Below are 16,189 nucleotides of genomic sequence, written 5' to 3'. Positions count from 1 at the left end.
TCATTGCAGTCTAATCTTTACTATAGTTTAGTTCCTTAGGCTATTATAAGTCCAGTTTCATTAATTTTGTAACGCCTTTAACGTATTGTCTAAAGTGTGATGAGTTTTCCACATGTTCTGGAATATGTTCATCTTCAACGATCGTAAAACCTAAATACTCAAAGAAGTCCAATGAACTTTGGGTGATCAAATAGAGTTGATCCATTTCCTTTTGCTTCGCATACGCTAACGCAATTTCTAAAAAATCGAGCCCTATTTTTGCATTCCAATGTTCCGATTTGATGACGAGTGAACGAAGTAAGCCATCGTTTCCGAGCGGTTCAATGCCTACGGTTCCGACAATTTCCTTATTGTCTGTTTCTACGACTAAAAAATGATTGATCCTTTTTTCAATACCTTCTTCCGTCAAGCCAGCTTTCGCTACTAAACGTTGGATGGGTAGTAAATCCTTTGCTTCAGCAATTCGTATAACAATTGACACGAACTCGTCCTCCCTTAAATTAAGTTGTTTTTTCACTACAACTATTACTATGAGAGGACTCTACCATTTATTCTACTTTGCTATTATTATTATGCTGTAAACCAACTTTTAACAGTATCGAACAATTCTATGACGAAAAACTTAACTTCGACTTCTTCTTTTTCTGTTTCTGTACTATCAACTTCTCCTTCATGTTCAACAGCGTCACCATTTGAAAAATCTAAGAAACATAGCGGTGGAAACAAGACACACCACCAGTTCTCACCTTTTCCACTTCCAAGCGTAATCAATACTGCCTCGTACTCACCTGCAGGATACACGAGGTGACCGTATAACTTCGTCGGAAATTGGACTCTATTAAACTCAACACTGAAAGATTGATTTATGCCGTTATTTGCTAGTTTTTTCTCAACAATGGCTGCAATTTCATCCAAGTTCGCTTCAATGACGTCTTTCGCTTCTTCCATTGAGTCAATATGTAAGACCCAATCAGTAATCGTTGCATTTACTTCATCACGAATGTCTCTTTTTAATACTTGATCTTTGATCGCATCACTATTAGCTAATATTCGTAAACGGATCGCTTCTTCTTGACTTACTTCATCGTGAAAAGAAGCGGCCGCCATATAATTTTGAGATTCCCAATTCATAACTAGTATAAAAACAAAGAATAATAGATAAAAAAGAACTTTAAAATTCATCTAAGTGCTCCCACCTTTCTACACCAACAGTGTTGTCAAGGCGAGGCCCTTTTAAACTATTTTTTAATAGAAATTGTTCGACAAATTCACCACACGACTGTGCACGTAATGGACGAGTTCGCGTAAGTCATTTAGCTTTTATATCTTGAGCACTACCATTCAGCAAAAACCATACGATCTTTACCGTTTATATCTAAGTCGACTTCAACATGAGCATTCGGGAGTTTATCTTTTAAAAGCTGCGCTACTTGCTCACCTTGTCCCGCCCCGATTTCAAACGCAACGATCCCCTTGTCACCTGTCACTTCAGGAATTTGCACCGCAAGCCTTCGATAAAAATCGAGACCATCCTCACCACCATACAATGCACTCGCTGGTTCTTTTTCACTCACATACGGTGAAAGGCTCGCTTGATCAGAAATAGGGATATACGGTGGGTTAGAAACGACAACATCAACGGTTTCGTTTGCTTTGATGAGTGGTTTTAGTAGATCACCTTCAATCCACTCCACATTTGCCTGAAGTCTTTTTCCGTTTTCTTTCGCTACAATAAGCGCCGCCTTCGATATATCAACGGCCTTGACTTGAAGCTTTAGGTCTTCTAACGAAAGTGAAATGGCAATTGCGCCACTCCCTGTCCCGACATCAACGACTTTTACTTCTGTTCGTTCACGGTATTTTTTAGCCAATCGTTGTAAAAGTCCTTGAACTAGCTCTTCAGTTTCTGGCCTCGGTATCAGGACATTTTCATTGACGATTAACGTACGCCCGTAAAACTCCTCTACACCCGTTAAGTGCTGAACAGGCGTTCCATTCACATAAGCCTGAATATCATCCATAAACCGCTGCTGATCTTCAGGCGTCAGTTCATCTTGCATCGCTAAATAAAACTGCGTGAGATCCTTTTGCAAATGATGACGCAACAAAATTTGAGAGACAGGCACTTCTAGGTTTCGTTCTTCTAAAAAAGAAGAAGCCCAACGTAGGGCTTCGTGTACTTTCATCGGATGAGTCATCTTATTCATCAGCCTTTAGCATTAGATCAGCTTGCTCTTCCACAATAAGAGCATCGATAATTTCATCGAGCTTTCCTTGAAGAATTTGATCTAATTTTTGGAGCGTCAGTCCAATACGATGGTCGGTTACACGGCTTTGCGGGAAGTTATACGTACGAATACGCTCCGAACGGTCGCCCGTACCGACTGCAAGCTTACGATTTTGTGAATACTCGGCTTGCGCTTCTTGCTGGAACTTATCATAAATCCGCGCACGCAGAACTTTCATCGCTTTTTCTTTGTTTTTAATCTGAGACTTTTCGTCCTGACACGAGACAACAATCCCCGTCGGTAAGTGAGTTAGACGAACCGCTGACATGGTCGTGTTAACACTTTGTCCACCGGGTCCACTTGAAGTAAATGTATCGACACGAACATCTTTATCGTGCACTTCTACTTCCACTTCTTCTGCTTCTGGCAATACAGCCACGGTTGCCGTCGATGTATGAATACGTCCGCCTGATTCCGTTTCAGGAACACGCTGCACACGGTGAGCCCCATTTTCATATTTTAGTTTGGAATAAGCCCCTTTACCATTGATCATAAAGATCACTTCTTTAAAACCACCAACGCCCGTCGTATTAGCTTCCATGACTTCCGTTTTCCAGCCTTGCGTTTCTGCAAAACGGCTGTACATACGGTACAAATCCCCCGCAAATAATGCAGCTTCATCTCCTCCAGCGGCTCCACGAATTTCCATAATAACGTTTTTGTCATCATTCGGATCTTTCGGAAGTAGGAGAATTTTCAAGCGTGCTTCAAGTTCAGCTTGCTGCTTGCTTAACTCACTAATTTCTTCTTTCACCATTACGTGCATTTCATGATCAAGCTTTTCTTCAAGCATTGCTCTAGCTTCCTTATACTGCTCAACAACACTTTTATATTCACGATAAGCCTGAACCGTTTCTTCAAGATCGGATTGTTCTTTCGAATATTCACGTAACTTTTTCGAATCGCTAATAACTTCTGGATCGCTTAACATTTCATTCAATCGGTCATATCTGTCTTCTAGTGATTGCAGACGTTCTAACACACGCTTCACCTCATTATTTCAGTCCATAACAGTCTAATTATAGTATAAGCAATGTCTCGAGTCAAAATGAGTATGAATCGTAACTTTTGATTTAAGGTTCAACTAGGTGCTTTATGATCTTAATTTTAATTTTATTATCCTAACTTTTAATATATCGTCCAAACTCCATGATTTATGATCCTAACAGCTAGTTCTTTCCAACTGATCGGTTTTTTAGAAAGTTGATTCGGGTATAGTAACACTAAAAGAGAATATAATTTGAGGTGGTTTATATGAAGTACGTTATTATCGGCGGTGATGCTGCGGGGATGAGTGCCGCGATGCAAATCGTCCGAAATGGAGATAACCCAACGATCATTACACTAGAAAAAGGTGGATACTATTCCTATGCTCAATGCGGTCTGCCTTATGTTGTCGGTGGTCATATTTCTTCAACTGATAAACTAATTGCGAGGGATGTTGAAACGTTTCGTGAAAAATATCATATTGACGCCCGTACCTTTCATGAGGTTGACGAGATTGACCCTCAAGAAAAAACGGTGAGTGGCATCGATCTAAAAAACAACGAGAGATTCACGGTGAACTATGACAAACTGCTCATTGCTACAGGGGCTGAACCCGTCATGCCTAGCTGGGACGGAACCCATTTAAAAGGAATTCATACCATCAAAACAATCCCAGATATTCAACAACTTCAAGAACAACTTACGAACCGCGTTAAAAAAGCAACCATCATTGGTGGCGGCTATATTGGACTAGAAATGGCTGAAAACCTCGTTGATGTTGGACTTGAGGTCACCATCGTTGAACAACAAAGCCAATTAGCAACGATTTTTGATGAAGACATGGCAACCTATATTCATGAAGAAGCCGGCAAACAAGGCGTTCAATTACTCTTAAATGAATCGGTGCAAGCTTTTGAAGGAACCGATCGTGTTGAAAAAGTAATTACAGACAAACAACAACTTGAAACCGACCTTGTCATTGTGGCGGTTGGGGCCTCGCCAAATACTCGTTTTTTAAAGAAAACAAATTTACATTTTCATCCGAATGGAGCCATCATTGTCGATCCTTATATGAAAACAAATGTTGAAGACATCTGGGCTGCAGGCGACTGTGCAACACAATACCACCGCGTAAAAGAAAAAAATGATTATATTCCATTAGGAACGCATGCGAATAAGCAAGGGCAAATTGCTGGGTTAAATATGACGGGAAAAGCGCGTGCGTTTAAAGGGGTGACTGGAACTTCAATCTTGAAATTTTTTGACTTGACCTTAGCTCGTACCGGAATGAATGAAAGTGAAGCAAAAGATTTACAGTTACAATATGACACGATCATTGGGAAAACACTACACATTGCTGGTTATTACCCCAAGCCAAAGCCGTTGCATATAAAAATGATGTATGAACAAAAGACAAACCAACTGTTAGGCGCACAAATTATTGGCGAAGAAGGTGCCGATAAACGGATTGACGTCCTTTCCGTCGCTTTGTACCATAAGATGACGATTGATGAACTAGAGGACTTAGACTTAGCTTATGCGCCACCCTATAATGGCGTTTGGGACCCCATTCAACAACTCGTACGACGTAAGTAACTTAAGTTTATGATGCCATGTGACTGAACAGAATTCACTTATTAGAAAAATTCAATTCTTTATTAACCTAGGATCAATTTTTTTAAGCCAGATTTTCAATTTATTAGCCAAATCTTACTTTTATTACCCTAATCTAGAGTTATATTGGTCAAACTGTAAACAATCGACTACTTGCATAAGATAAGATTCCCCATAAAAAAGAGGTTACTCATGCGTCTTCAGTGACCGATGAGTTAACCTCTAAAAATATTTATTGCCTGGTATTCAAGTGAATTTGGTATCGCGGTATTCCTTGCTTAAGTGCAGTCTGTAATTCCCGCATTTTCTTTTCTTTCACTTTCCCCTGGTAAGTTCCGTCATCTCGAACATTGACCCAGGCATGACTTCCAGCCGTGATAATCATTCCTGGCGTGAAGCCTTCCAATTCGACGATTTCTCTTATTTTATCTTGATCGTCGCCTAAGTCTTGCCTCGTTGTTGTTGGTGTACGGAAACTTGCGCTATGATTAATTTCTCCTTCATGTTGAGCGAACGGTCGATGATTAATCACATGATAATTAATCGGACCAGGACCTAACATCCCATAGCTGATTTCTTGACCTGTTACCCGCTGCCCAGATTGCTGATTTTCGTTTAACGCTTGTGGTGGGTTTGCTGGTGTACAAGCCGATAGAAGCATTGCACTTAATCCACAGCCAATAATGAACTTCTTCATAAAGGGCACCTCCATTGCAACATTCAGGAAGCTGCATTTATAGAGTACCCGTAACACGGCATTACTTACAGAACAAATTTACCCAACATTAAGTTCGGACTTTTTCCACTTTCACGAGTTGTGGTTTGTCAGGCACTATATGGCAGTGACGACAACGTGGCTCGTAACTTTCAGAAGCTCCGACTAAAATAACTGGATCGTTATAACTTGCGGGCTTCCCCTCAATAAGACGTTGTGTTCTGCTCGCTGGTGAACCACAACAAGGACAAACAGCATGTAATTTTTGAACTTCTTCCGCTAAAGAAAGTAATTGAGGCATCGGTCCGAATGGTTCACCACGAAAATCTTGATCTAAACCAGCACAAATGACTCTCTTTCCTTTATTAGCCAATTCATAAACAATGCCTATAATATTTTCATCAAAAAATTGAACTTCATCAATGGCGACCACTTGAGTATCTTCTTTTACAAATTCTAACATGTCTACAGCCTTTGCAACTGGAAGCGCCGTTACTTTTGACCCGCTATGGGAAACAACTTCGACTTCACTGTAACGATTATCGATAACTGGCTTAAAAACTTGTACACTTAAATTTCCGTAACTGACTCGTCGTACTCGGCGGATTAGTTCTTCTGACTTTCCCGAAAACATACTTCCACAGATGACTTCAATCCAGCCTTCTCTCTTCATTAAGTACATGGAAATTTCCCACCTTATATGTTGTTTCCTAATAAATACGTACCTTATAGATATGAAAAAACAGGCAAGTTTGTTACTTGCCTGTTATCTCTTGTTTGAGCATTACTTAAGATTATATTTTTTCTTGAAGCGGTCAACACGTCCACCAACATCGTTAAGCTTCTGCTTACCAGTGTAGAATGGGTGTGAGTCAGCACTGACCTCTACTTTAAGTAGAGGGTAAGTGTTACCGTCTTCCCACTCGATGGATTCGTTTGAATACTTTGTAGATCCGCTTAGAAACTTAAACCCAGTACTTGTATCTAAGAATACAACTTTACGGTATTCTGGATGGATTTCTGGTTTCATTCGTTCTCAACTCCTTCCGCCCTGAATCTTTTCGAAACAGAGTTTAAAATCACACATGACGAAATTATAACAAGGCATTGCCCATTTTGCAACTTTATTTTCAATAATATCAGCTGGATAAAACTTGAATTCTTATCTTCTTCCTTTTTTGAACCCTGACATCTCTTTTTCCATCGCATCAAAGAAATCTTCATTTGTTTTCGTTTCTTTAATTCGACGAATAAAATGATCCATAAAGTCAGGTGAGTCGCTCATCGTTTTTCGGATTGCCCACATTTTTTCTAAATGATCTTTCGATAATAATAGCTCTTCTTTACGCGTACCTGAACGTAAAATATCAATTGCAGGGAAGATACGTCGCTCTGCTAATTTACGATCTAAATGAAGTTCCATATTTCCTGTTCCTTTAAATTCCTCGTAAATGACATCGTCCATACGAGAGCCTGTCTCTACTAAGGCTGTCGCTAAAATCGTTAAACTTCCGCCTTCTTCTATATTTCTTGCTGCCCCAAAGAAACGTTTAGGACGGTGGAATGCTGCTGGGTCAATACCCCCTGATAACGTACGTCCACTTGGTGGAATCACAAGGTTATAGGCACGAGCCAAACGAGTAATACTATCCATTAAAATAACAACATCTTTTTTATGTTCAACAAGTCGCATTGCTCGTTCAAGAACGAGCTCGGCCACTTTAATATGATTTTCAGGCACTTCATCAAACGTCGAGCTGACGACCTCCGCTTTGACTGAACGCTCAATATCCGTTACTTCTTCTGGTCGCTCATCAATGAGTAACACGATCAATTCAACATCTGGTTGGTTTTCTGCAATACTATTGGCCACTTCTTTAAGTAACGAGGTCTTACCTGCCTTAGGTGGGGCTACTATGAGTCCACGCTGTCCAAAACCTACAGGTGAGATCACATCGATAATACGCGATGAAATTTTTCTCGGGTTCGTCGTTTCCAATTGAATTTTTTCTTCAGGATATAGAGGAGTCAGTGCTGGAAAGTGAGGACGATCCTTTGAAGTATCAGGATCTTCACCATTAACTGCTTCTACATGCAAAAGACCATGATAACGTTCGTTTTCCTTTGGCGGTCGAACTTTACCTGATACTTTATCACCATTTCGTAAATCAAACCTACGAATTTGTGAAGCTGAAATATATATGTCTTCCTGACTTGGAAGGTAGTTAATCGGCCGTAAAAAACCAAAACCCTCAGATTGAATAATTTCTAGAACACCTTCCATAAACATTAAACCGTCTTTTTCCGCTTGTCCTTTTAAGATGGCGAAAATTAACTCTTTTTTATTTAATTTGCTATAGTACGAAACTTTATATTCTTTGGCAAGCTCGTACAGTTCCTTGAGCTTCTTATTTTCTAATTCTGCTAAATTAATTCCCATTGGGACACCACTTTTCTTTTTTACTAAAATCATTCTTTATATGGTTGAAATCGAACACAAAAACCTTTTAGACAAAAATCTTCCGTGTTTGGTTGAAATCTAATAATATAATGTTGTCAAAAAATATCACAGCGGCAAACGTGATCCAGTCTAACTGACGCTACGACTCCCACAAAATGAATTTTCACTTTATGACAGAACGGTTTTGAAATAAATGTTGAAATCATAAATAATAGAAAATCGTTGATTTCATTATGTTTCATCCCATCATGATCATTTTTTGAAAAAGTGAACATTAAGTTTCATTTTGGGAAACGTCTTTTTACTATGAAAGTCTAATTTCTTTAAAGGGTTAAAGTATAAGAAAAAACATCGATTGATGATTTATTTATGGTAAGAACAACCGTGTTTTTCTAAAAAGAAGGAGTAAAAGAAGTTTAATAGCATTTTGGAAATGTAGACTCGTTTTGCGTATTATTTCTATTTTAACCATACTCTCGCGAATTATTCAATCGTTCTTTTTAAAATTCAGCAAAAAAATTTTGGATGCCAAAGAGAAAATTTCCATTTGGCATCCAATTAAAGATTTCATTTCATATTTTTTTGTATACGTTCTACTTTATAACTAAATCTGGCTTCTTTTTCATACTATGTTTACCGTCAATAAATCGAACGGTTCCTGATTTCGCACGCATAACTAGTGATTGTGTCACTGCTGAAGTTCCTTTATAGCGAACACCTTTCAATAGTTCACCATCCGTTACGCCCGTTGCAGCAAAAATTGCATCTTCACCTTTAACTAAATCATCCATCATTAAAATACGAGTCGGATCGTCAATCCCCATTTTTCGGCAACGCTCTAGTTCTTCTTCATTTTGCGGTAATAATTTTCCTTGAAGTTCACCACCGAGACATTTTAAGCCAACTGCAGCGAGTACACCTTCTGGAGCCCCACCAGATCCTAGCATAATATCTACACCCGTATCTTCAAACGCTGTATTAATGGCAGCCGCTACGTCACCATCTGCCATCAGTTTAATTCTAGCGCCCGCTTCACGAATTTCCTTAATCATTTTCTCATGTCTCTCACGATTTAGAATAGCAACAACTAAATCTTCAATATCTTTATTTTTTGCTTTTGCCACAGCTGCTAAATTCTCAATAACTGGTGCATCGATATTGATTTTACCAACGGACTCAGGCCCAACTGCAATTTTGTCCATATACATGTCTGGAGCGTGTAATAAACATCCGTGGTCAGCCACAGCAATAACCGCTAGGGCATTCCATTGACCTGATGCTACGATATTCGTTCCTTCTAATGGATCAACTGCTACGTCTACACGAGGACCATATCCTGTTCCAAGCTTTTCACCTATGTAAAGCATCGGAGCTTCGTCCATTTCTCCTTCTCCGATTACGACCGTACCTTTCATCGGGACCGTATCAAAAACATCGCGCATTGCTCCTGTTGCAGCTTCATCTGCTTCATCTTTTTTCCCCCGACCCATCCAGCGTGCAGAAGCAAGCGCTGCTGCCTCGGTTACACGTACAAGTTCCATTGATAGACTTCGTTCCATCCTTCTTCTCCCCTTTTATTCATTTTTCGGCTTGTTCTAACGGACTTGACTCTCAGACAAACGTCTTGCATTCTCCATCTGACTGAGCAACTATGAACTTTTTACTTGTTCAACTTCTTCATCTGTCAGTTTTTCTCGCCAAACTTTGGCTCCTAACTGTAACAGTTTATTTTCTAAGTCTTCATATCCTCGATCAACATGCTCTAATCCCGTTAACTCGGTCACACCATCAGCTAATAAACCAGCAATTAGCAACGCTGCACCTGCACGTAAATCACTTGCTCTCACTTTGGCACCTTGAAGTTTCGTTGGACCCGAGATGATCGCAGAACGACCTTCGACTTTTACATTTGCCCCCATGCGACGTAACTCATCAATATGCTTAAATCGTGCATTATAGATCGTATCTGTTACGATACTCGTCCCTTGGGCCTGCGTAAGTAGCGTTGTAAACGGTTGCTGTAAATCGGTTGGAAACCCTGGATATACTAAAGTTTTAATATCAACCCCCGTTTTTTCACGGTGATTGTGAATAAGCAATTGATCATCATTTACTTCTATTTGTACACCCACTTCACGAAGTTTCGCAATTAATGATTCCACGTGATAAGGAATAATATTATCAATTAACACTTTTTGCCCAATAGCCGCAGCTAAAATCATATACGTACCTGCTTCAATACGGTCAGGTATAATTGAATGACGGCAGCCGCTTAATTCATCTACCCCATCAATACGAATAACATTCGTTCCAACACCTTTGATTTTCGCACCCATACTATTTAACAACGTAGCGACATCAATGATCTCTGGCTCTTTTGCTGCGTTTTCAATAATGGTTTGTCCTTTAGCCCTTACAGCAGCTAACATAATATTAATGGTTGCACCGACACTGACCACATCTAAATAAATTTTTGCGCCTCTTAGTTCATCCGCTCGTAAATAAATGGCACCTTGCTCATTCGTTACTTTTGCTCCTAACGCTTCAAAACCTTTAATATGTTGGTCAATCGGTCTCGGACCTAAATTACAACCACCTGGCAGGCCAATAACCGCTTTTTTAAATTTTCCAAGCATAGCTCCCATTAAATAATAAGAAGCACGCAATTTCTTCACTTTTCCATTTGGTAAAGGCATCGCCATCATATTTTTGGGATCTACAATAATCTCATGGTCCTTCAATTCGACCGTTCCACCAATTTCTTCTAATAAATCTGCTAATAATTGAACATCTGATATTCTTGGTAAGTTATCAATTTTTACAGTGGAATCAGCTAATATTGCTGCCGGAATCAGGGCTACAGCACTGTTTTTCGCACCACTAATTTGTACTGTTCCCTCTAGAGGGTAACCACCTTCAATAAGTAATTTCTCCATACTGATTCACTTCCTCATCCAATCTCGTCATTTTTCAAGTGAATGATGTATAAACCGGTTATCATTATCAAACACATACTTACCATTATAACCAATTTCAATTCTGATAAAGGCTTTTTTTAAAATTTTAAGTATTTTTTCATATCATTTTGGAAACAAACATGGGAAAGAGAATTGAAACCAAGCGTTTCAATTCCCTTTTTTTGCAAAACGTCTTGGACGTAAATTATTTTTGTTGTTTTTCCCAATCGGCTAAAAACTTTTCAATTCCTTGGTCTGTTAAAGGATGTTTCACTAATTGGTGAATGACTTTATAAGGGATGGTTCCAATATGGGCACCTCGTGCCGCTGCTTCACTCACATGAACCGGGTGTCTTATCGATGCAGCGATAATCTCTGTTTGAATTCCATGAACGTCAAAAATTTCAGCAATTTGATCGATTAAATCCAATCCGTTGTGGCCAATATCATCTAAGCGTCCAAGGAATGGAGAAACGTATGTAGCACCTGCTCTTGCAGCAAGTAACGCTTGGACAGCAGAGAAAATAAGCGTCACATTCGTTTTAATCCCTAATTCAGAAAATGCATGAACAGCTTTTAATCCATCTACTGTCATCGGCACTTTAATCGTTATATTTGGAGCAATCGCCGCCAACTCTTTTCCTTCTTTTATCATTTCTGCAGCCTCTGTAGCAATTACTTCTGCACTTACTGAGCCAGAAACGATGGCTGTAATTTCACGTAAACGTTCATGAAAATCAACACCTTCTTTAGCAACCAGTGAAGGGTTTGTCGTCACTCCTGCTAAAATACCTAATTCATTCGCTTCACGAATTTCTTCAATATTAGCTGTATCGATAAAGAACTTCATTTTGCTCCCCCTATCATCTTCATTAATTTGCAGTTTTGTTAATTAATGAAGAGTTAAAAGCAGAAAGTGGCATATTCTACTTTTAACTCTTCTGGTGATTTACTACGCTTTATTTGATGAACCAAATTCACGCATTTTACCTTTAACTGTTTCTTTGATGGCATCACGTGCAGGCCCGAGGAATTTTCTTGGATCATAAAGATCTGGCTTTTCAGCTAAAACTTCACGAACAGCCTTCGCTGAAGAAATTTGACTCTCTGTGTTTACATTTATTTTTGCATGACCAAATTCAATCGCTTTTTGAATATCTTTTGTCGGAATCCCTGTTCCACCATGAAGTACAAGCGGAATACCAACTAGTGCATCGATTTCCTTCATTCGATCAAAACCAAGATTAGGTTCGCCTTTGTATGGACCGTGAACAGAACCTAAAGCAGGAGCAAAGCAATCTACACCTGTTTCACGAACTAATTGCTCACACTCAGCAGGAATTGCATATGCTGCTTCTGCATCGTCAACAATTAAATCGTCTTCTTGACCACCGATACGTCCTAGTTCAGCCTCAACAGAAACACCTAAAGTGTGTGCAACCGCAATTACTTGCTTCGTTATGGCAATATTTTCTTCAAGAGGGTGATGAGACCCATCAATCATAACAGAAGTAAAACCAGCATGAATTGCTTCTACACACTTTTCAAAACTAGAACCATGGTCTAAATGTATCGCAACAGGAACTGTAATCTTATATTCTTCCATTAAAGATTTCACCATATTTACAACGGTCTTAAAGCCACCCATATAGCGTGCTGCACCTTCAGAAACCCCACAAATGACTGGAGACTTTTCTTCTTCTGCGGCTAAAAGAATCGCTTGAGTAAACTCCAAGTTGTTTAAGTTAAATTGTCCAACAGCGTACTTCTCAGCCTTTGCTTTTTCAAGCATTTCTTTCATTGAAACTAAAGGCATTTCTTCATCCTCCTTCAAAATAAAGCTGTAACTAGGTCATGATTAACTTACCTATGTTCGGTGTAAATTCTTTTTCAAGTTACCCTAAATAAGATAGAAATATCCGAAGAAAAAAATATGTAACTAATGATTTCCTTTTGTGGTAAGTTTAACATGACCGTACTCATTATAGCACAACAACTAAATTTGTAAAAAAGGGCCCTAGTTTGTTTTTATCGTTTTTACGCTAAGTTATTTTTTGCGTTAAAGTTATCTCTAATCACATTTCTAACATCATCAATATCAAATGGTTTTGCAAAATGATTAATCGCTCCTAAGTTAAGTGCTTCATTAATCATATTTAATTCTCCATAAGCGGTCATCATCATAACATCGACTTGTGGTTTAATTTCTTTAATTCGTTTTAAAATTTCAAGTCCATCCATTCCAGGAATTTTCATATCCAATAAAACGAGGTCTGGAACTTCATCTTCAACGATCTTCAACGCTTGAATTCCATTCGCTGCTTGAAACATTTTATAACCATCTTTTTGAAGAATTTCATTTAATAAAACGCGAATTCCATATTGGTCGTCTACCACTAGTATTTTCTTTTCCACCATTTTTCCCTCCAGTAGTTTAAATCTTTAAAATTTCATCTATGCATTGCTTTCTTTTTCCTTCTACTTTCCCCAATACTAATTATTCGCTTTCCGATTGAGATTTCCCTCTTTTTTGGGTATATTCAATGAGAAATTAATTTTGGGTTTAATGAAAGGTTGTTAATGATGTTACAAATATTCACAACTCAGTTAAGTGGAAAAATGAAAATGGTAAAAGATACATATGAGGATGTTTTTGAAGATTGTAGTCGCATCCTCGCCCAATCAATTATAAGTGGCCATACGATTTATTTGTTTGCAACAGGTGAAATGAAATGCGTACTACCTCAAGCTTTGTACGGAAATGATCGCTTTGAAAATGTAAAATTAGTTGAGGATGCTAATAATGTTCCGACATTAAAAGACCAAGACAGCTTCCTCATATTCGCCCCGTCTAGTCTTGATGAATCATCTATCCAAATGGCTCGTTTAGTCGCAGAACAAAATAACTCTATCATGGCGGTTATAGGTAACAAAGGTACTGACCAATCCGACAAAGGTTTAGAAGAACTTGTAGATTTAACGATAAATCTACAGGTACATTCAATGGTACCTCAGGATGACGGTTCGCGTATTGGGACACCAGTAGCAGTACTTGCCCTGTACGTGTACCATTGTCTTCATTTAACGATCGTTGATATATTAGCCGAGTATGAATGATAACAGCGTGCAGGAAGCTAGTCTATAATGTATTATTTCAGGTTTCCACAAAAAGAGCTACTGCTCCAATAAAAAGAGGCTGGCACTTTATCATGAAGTGTCAGCCTCTTTCTCAAATATTTATTAAACCGCACCATTAGAAGTTGTTTCTTTTTGAGCCACTTCTTTTTGAAGTGACGCGTTAATAAATTCACGGAATAACGGTTGTGGTCTTGTTGGTCTTGAAACAAACTCTGGATGAAATTGTGATGCTACGAAAAATGGATGATCTTCAATTTCAATGATTTCAACTAAGCGGCCATCTGGACTAGTACCAGAGAAGATAAATCCTTTTTCTTCCATTTGTTGACGGTACTCATTGTTGAACTCGTAACGATGACGATGGCGCTCGTAGATCACTTGCTCTTCATATGCACGATGAGCAACGCTACCTTCGACAAGCTTACAAGGGTATAAGCCAAGACGTAAAGTCCCCCCCATATCTTCTACATCTTTTTGCTCTGGTAAAAGATCAATAATTGGATATTTTGTTTCTGGATTCAATTCAGCTGAATTAGCTCCTTCTAAACCAAGCACGTTACGAGCAAATTCTATCGACGCTAATTGCATTCCTAAACAAATGCCTAGCATTGCCACTTTATTTTCCCTCGCATATTGAAGTGCTGCGATTTTCCCTTCAATTCCGCGATCACCAAAACCTCCTGGAATTAAAATTCCATCTACATCAGCTAATAACTCTTTTACGTTTTCAGGAGTTACTTCTTCAGAGTTTACCCATTTAATTTCGATATCTGAATCATAAGCATAACCTGCATGACGAAGTGCCTCAGCAACAGATAAATAAGCATCTGGTAAAGCTACATATTTACCAACGAGGGCAATTTTCGTTTTCTTTGAGAGGTTTTGCACTTTGTTGACAAGCGCTTCCCACTCGACCATGTCGGCATCTCCACATTCTAGTCCTAAGTGATTACAAACAATATCGTCTAAGTCTTGTGCTTGAAGAGCAAGCGGAACTTGATAAAGCGTTTCTGCATCTCTGGCTTCAATCACAGCATTTTTATCAATATCACAGAATAATGCGATCTTTTCTTTCATCTCTTGAGGCACTGGTTTTTCCGTACGAACAACAATTACATTTGGTTGGATTCCAAGGCTACGAAGTTCTTTTACACTATGTTGTGTTGGTTTCGATTTCATTTCTCCTGCAGCTGCTAAATACGGAATTAATGTACAGTGAATATACATAACGTTGTTTACACCAACATCACTTTTAATTTGACGAATCGCTTCAAGGAACGGCAAACTTTCAATATCTCCCACTGTACCACCGATTTCAGTGATAACAACATCCGCTTTCGTTTCACGACCTGCACGGAAAACACGCTCTTTAATTTCATTGGTTACGTGTGGAATGACTTGGACTGTTCCACCTAAGTAATCGCCGCGACGCTCTTTTTTAATAACAGTCGAGTAAATCTTCCCTGTTGTTACGTTACTATTTTGACTTAAGTTAATATCAATAAAACGCTCATAGTGGCCTAAATCTAAATCTGTTTCTGCTCCATCATCGGTAACGAAAACTTCGCCATGTTGATACGGGCTCATCGTACCTGGATCCACGTTAATATATGGGTCAAACTTTTGAATTGTTACTTTTAACCCTCTATTTTTTAATAATCGGCCAAGTGAAGCCGCTGTAATTCCTTTTCCTAGAGAAGAAACTACTCCTCCAGTTACAAAAATATACTTCGTACTCATCTCATCTACCCCTTTTAAAAATTGTTTATCTTATATTGAAAGAAATATCGTGGATTGGTTGGCTCATATGTAACTGTATGTTGGTTAGTATGTCCTTGTAATGGTGAAAGAACCAAATAAAAAAACAAAAGTGAGACCTATCCCTTAGAAAGGGGGCACTCACTTTTGTTTATATCTACAGTTTTATATACGAATGTATTGCTTATTCATTAGCCCAAAAATGATTTTACCTAGTTCGACAAAAAAAGTCAAGATTATTCATTTATGTTTATAATGTCTTTTTTAACTA

Annotated in this window: 16 protein-coding genes; 2 read left to right on the top strand and 14 right to left on the bottom strand. The window is 38.7% G+C overall.

What is annotated here, in order from left to right; genetic code table 11:
- Positions 1-43 precede the first annotated feature (43 nt).
- From BK574_RS19195 to prfA, 4 genes are all read right to left on the bottom strand, one after another.
- Positions 44-481, bottom strand: coding sequence for a GNAT family N-acetyltransferase (locus BK574_RS19195; protein ID WP_078429690.1), 438 nt, complete (start codon positions 479-481; stop codon positions 44-46).
- Between the two features lie 89 nt (positions 482-570).
- Complete coding sequence (spoIIR, locus tag BK574_RS19190) at positions 571-1,182, bottom strand: stage II sporulation protein R (protein WP_078429689.1); 612 nt, start codon at positions 1,180-1,182, stop codon at positions 571-573.
- A gap of 152 nt (positions 1,183-1,334) precedes the next feature.
- A complete protein-coding gene (gene prmC / locus BK574_RS19185; protein ID WP_078430918.1) occupies positions 1,335-2,186 on the bottom strand; it encodes a peptide chain release factor N(5)-glutamine methyltransferase in 852 nt (283 codons plus the stop codon).
- A 13-nt stretch (positions 2,187-2,199) separates the two neighbouring features.
- On the bottom strand, positions 2,200-3,270 hold the full coding sequence (gene prfA / locus BK574_RS19180) for a peptide chain release factor 1 (protein WP_075385263.1): 1,071 nt from the start codon (positions 3,268-3,270) through the stop codon (positions 2,200-2,202).
- A gap of 272 nt (positions 3,271-3,542) precedes the next feature.
- Here prfA and BK574_RS19175 point away from each other — a divergent pair, with 272 nt between their 5' ends.
- Positions 3,543-4,871, top strand: coding sequence for an FAD-dependent oxidoreductase (locus BK574_RS19175; protein ID WP_078429688.1), 1,329 nt, complete (start codon positions 3,543-3,545; stop codon positions 4,869-4,871).
- A gap of 250 nt (positions 4,872-5,121) precedes the next feature.
- On the opposite strand, the gene BK574_RS19170 is transcribed toward BK574_RS19175, so the two are convergent.
- From BK574_RS19170 to BK574_RS19130, 9 genes are all read right to left on the bottom strand, one after another.
- Positions 5,122-5,586: a hypothetical protein gene (locus BK574_RS19170; protein WP_075385261.1), complete on the bottom strand. Its 465-nt coding sequence runs from the start codon at positions 5,584-5,586 to the stop codon at positions 5,122-5,124.
- Between the two features lie 88 nt (positions 5,587-5,674).
- A complete protein-coding gene (locus tag BK574_RS19165) occupies positions 5,675-6,286 on the bottom strand; it encodes a thymidine kinase (RefSeq protein WP_075385260.1) in 612 nt (203 codons plus the stop codon).
- A 102-nt stretch (positions 6,287-6,388) separates the two neighbouring features.
- The gene (locus BK574_RS19160; RefSeq protein ID WP_075385259.1) at positions 6,389-6,634 is read right to left on the bottom strand and encodes a type B 50S ribosomal protein L31; all 246 of its coding nucleotides are present in this window, start codon (positions 6,632-6,634) and stop codon (positions 6,389-6,391) included.
- Between the two features lie 132 nt (positions 6,635-6,766).
- Positions 6,767-8,044, bottom strand: a complete 1,278-nt coding sequence (rho, locus tag BK574_RS19155; RefSeq protein ID WP_075385258.1) for a transcription termination factor Rho — start codon at positions 8,042-8,044, stop codon at positions 6,767-6,769.
- 614 nt (positions 8,045-8,658) lie between these two features.
- On the bottom strand, positions 8,659-9,624 hold the full coding sequence (gene glpX / locus BK574_RS19150) for a class II fructose-bisphosphatase (RefSeq protein ID WP_075385257.1): 966 nt from the start codon (positions 9,622-9,624) through the stop codon (positions 8,659-8,661).
- 90 nt (positions 9,625-9,714) lie between these two features.
- Complete coding sequence (locus BK574_RS19145; RefSeq protein WP_075385256.1) at positions 9,715-11,001, bottom strand: UDP-N-acetylglucosamine 1-carboxyvinyltransferase; 1,287 nt, start codon at positions 10,999-11,001, stop codon at positions 9,715-9,717.
- A gap of 226 nt (positions 11,002-11,227) precedes the next feature.
- On the bottom strand, positions 11,228-11,872 hold the full coding sequence (gene fsa / locus BK574_RS19140) for a fructose-6-phosphate aldolase (RefSeq protein WP_075385255.1): 645 nt from the start codon (positions 11,870-11,872) through the stop codon (positions 11,228-11,230).
- A 102-nt stretch (positions 11,873-11,974) separates the two neighbouring features.
- Complete coding sequence (gene fba / locus BK574_RS19135; protein WP_078429687.1) at positions 11,975-12,838, bottom strand: class II fructose-1,6-bisphosphate aldolase; 864 nt, start codon at positions 12,836-12,838, stop codon at positions 11,975-11,977.
- Between the two features lie 221 nt (positions 12,839-13,059).
- A complete protein-coding gene (locus BK574_RS19130; RefSeq protein ID WP_075385253.1) occupies positions 13,060-13,440 on the bottom strand; it encodes a response regulator in 381 nt (126 codons plus the stop codon).
- A gap of 165 nt (positions 13,441-13,605) precedes the next feature.
- Here BK574_RS19130 and BK574_RS19125 point away from each other — a divergent pair, with 165 nt between their 5' ends.
- The gene (locus tag BK574_RS19125) at positions 13,606-14,139 is read left to right on the top strand and encodes a DUF2529 family protein (RefSeq protein ID WP_218970596.1); all 534 of its coding nucleotides are present in this window, start codon (positions 13,606-13,608) and stop codon (positions 14,137-14,139) included.
- A gap of 123 nt (positions 14,140-14,262) precedes the next feature.
- Here BK574_RS19125 and BK574_RS19120 read toward each other — a convergent pair whose 3' ends face one another.
- Positions 14,263-15,900: a CTP synthase gene (locus BK574_RS19120; RefSeq protein ID WP_078429685.1), complete on the bottom strand. Its 1,638-nt coding sequence runs from the start codon at positions 15,898-15,900 to the stop codon at positions 14,263-14,265.
- Positions 15,901-16,189: the final 289 nt, after the last annotated feature.

The organism is Alkalihalobacterium alkalinitrilicum (assembly GCF_002019605.1).
In the GTDB taxonomy this organism is placed as follows: domain Bacteria; phylum Bacillota; class Bacilli; order Bacillales; family Bacillaceae_F; genus Alkalihalobacterium; species Alkalihalobacterium alkalinitrilicum.
The sequence above is the reverse complement of the archived record's forward strand: the minus strand, read 5'-3'. Positions and strand labels throughout refer to the sequence as shown.

Coding starts and splice junctions, on each gene's coding strand:
- spoIIR (WP_078429689.1), bottom strand. CDS start 1,182: ATGAATTTTAAAGTTCTTTTTTATCTATTATTCTTTGTTTTTATACTA.
- prmC (WP_078430918.1), bottom strand. CDS start 2,186: ATGAAAGTACACGAAGCCCTACGTTGGGCTTCTTCTTTTTTAGAAGAA.
- BK574_RS19175 (WP_078429688.1), top strand. CDS start 3,543: ATGAAGTACGTTATTATCGGCGGTGATGCTGCGGGGATGAGTGCCGCG.
- BK574_RS19170 (WP_075385261.1), bottom strand. CDS start 5,586: ATGAAGAAGTTCATTATTGGCTGTGGATTAAGTGCAATGCTTCTATCG.
- BK574_RS19165 (WP_075385260.1), bottom strand. CDS start 6,286: ATGTACTTAATGAAGAGAGAAGGCTGGATTGAAGTCATCTGTGGAAGT.
- BK574_RS19160 (WP_075385259.1), bottom strand. CDS start 6,634: ATGAAACCAGAAATCCATCCAGAATACCGTAAAGTTGTATTCTTAGAT.
- rho (WP_075385258.1), bottom strand. CDS start 8,044: ATGGGAATTAATTTAGCAGAATTAGAAAATAAGAAGCTCAAGGAACTG.
- glpX (WP_075385257.1), bottom strand. CDS start 9,624: ATGGAACGAAGTCTATCAATGGAACTTGTACGTGTAACCGAGGCAGCA.
- BK574_RS19145 (WP_075385256.1), bottom strand. CDS start 11,001: ATGGAGAAATTACTTATTGAAGGTGGTTACCCTCTAGAGGGAACAGTA.
- fsa (WP_075385255.1), bottom strand. CDS start 11,872: ATGAAGTTCTTTATCGATACAGCTAATATTGAAGAAATTCGTGAAGCG.
- fba (WP_078429687.1), bottom strand. CDS start 12,838: ATGCCTTTAGTTTCAATGAAAGAAATGCTTGAAAAAGCAAAGGCTGAG.
- BK574_RS19130 (WP_075385253.1), bottom strand. CDS start 13,440: ATGGTGGAAAAGAAAATACTAGTGGTAGACGACCAATATGGAATTCGC.
- BK574_RS19125 (WP_218970596.1), top strand. CDS start 13,606: ATGTTACAAATATTCACAACTCAGTTAAGTGGAAAAATGAAAATGGTA.
- BK574_RS19120 (WP_078429685.1), bottom strand. CDS start 15,900: ATGAGTACGAAGTATATTTTTGTAACTGGAGGAGTAGTTTCTTCTCTA.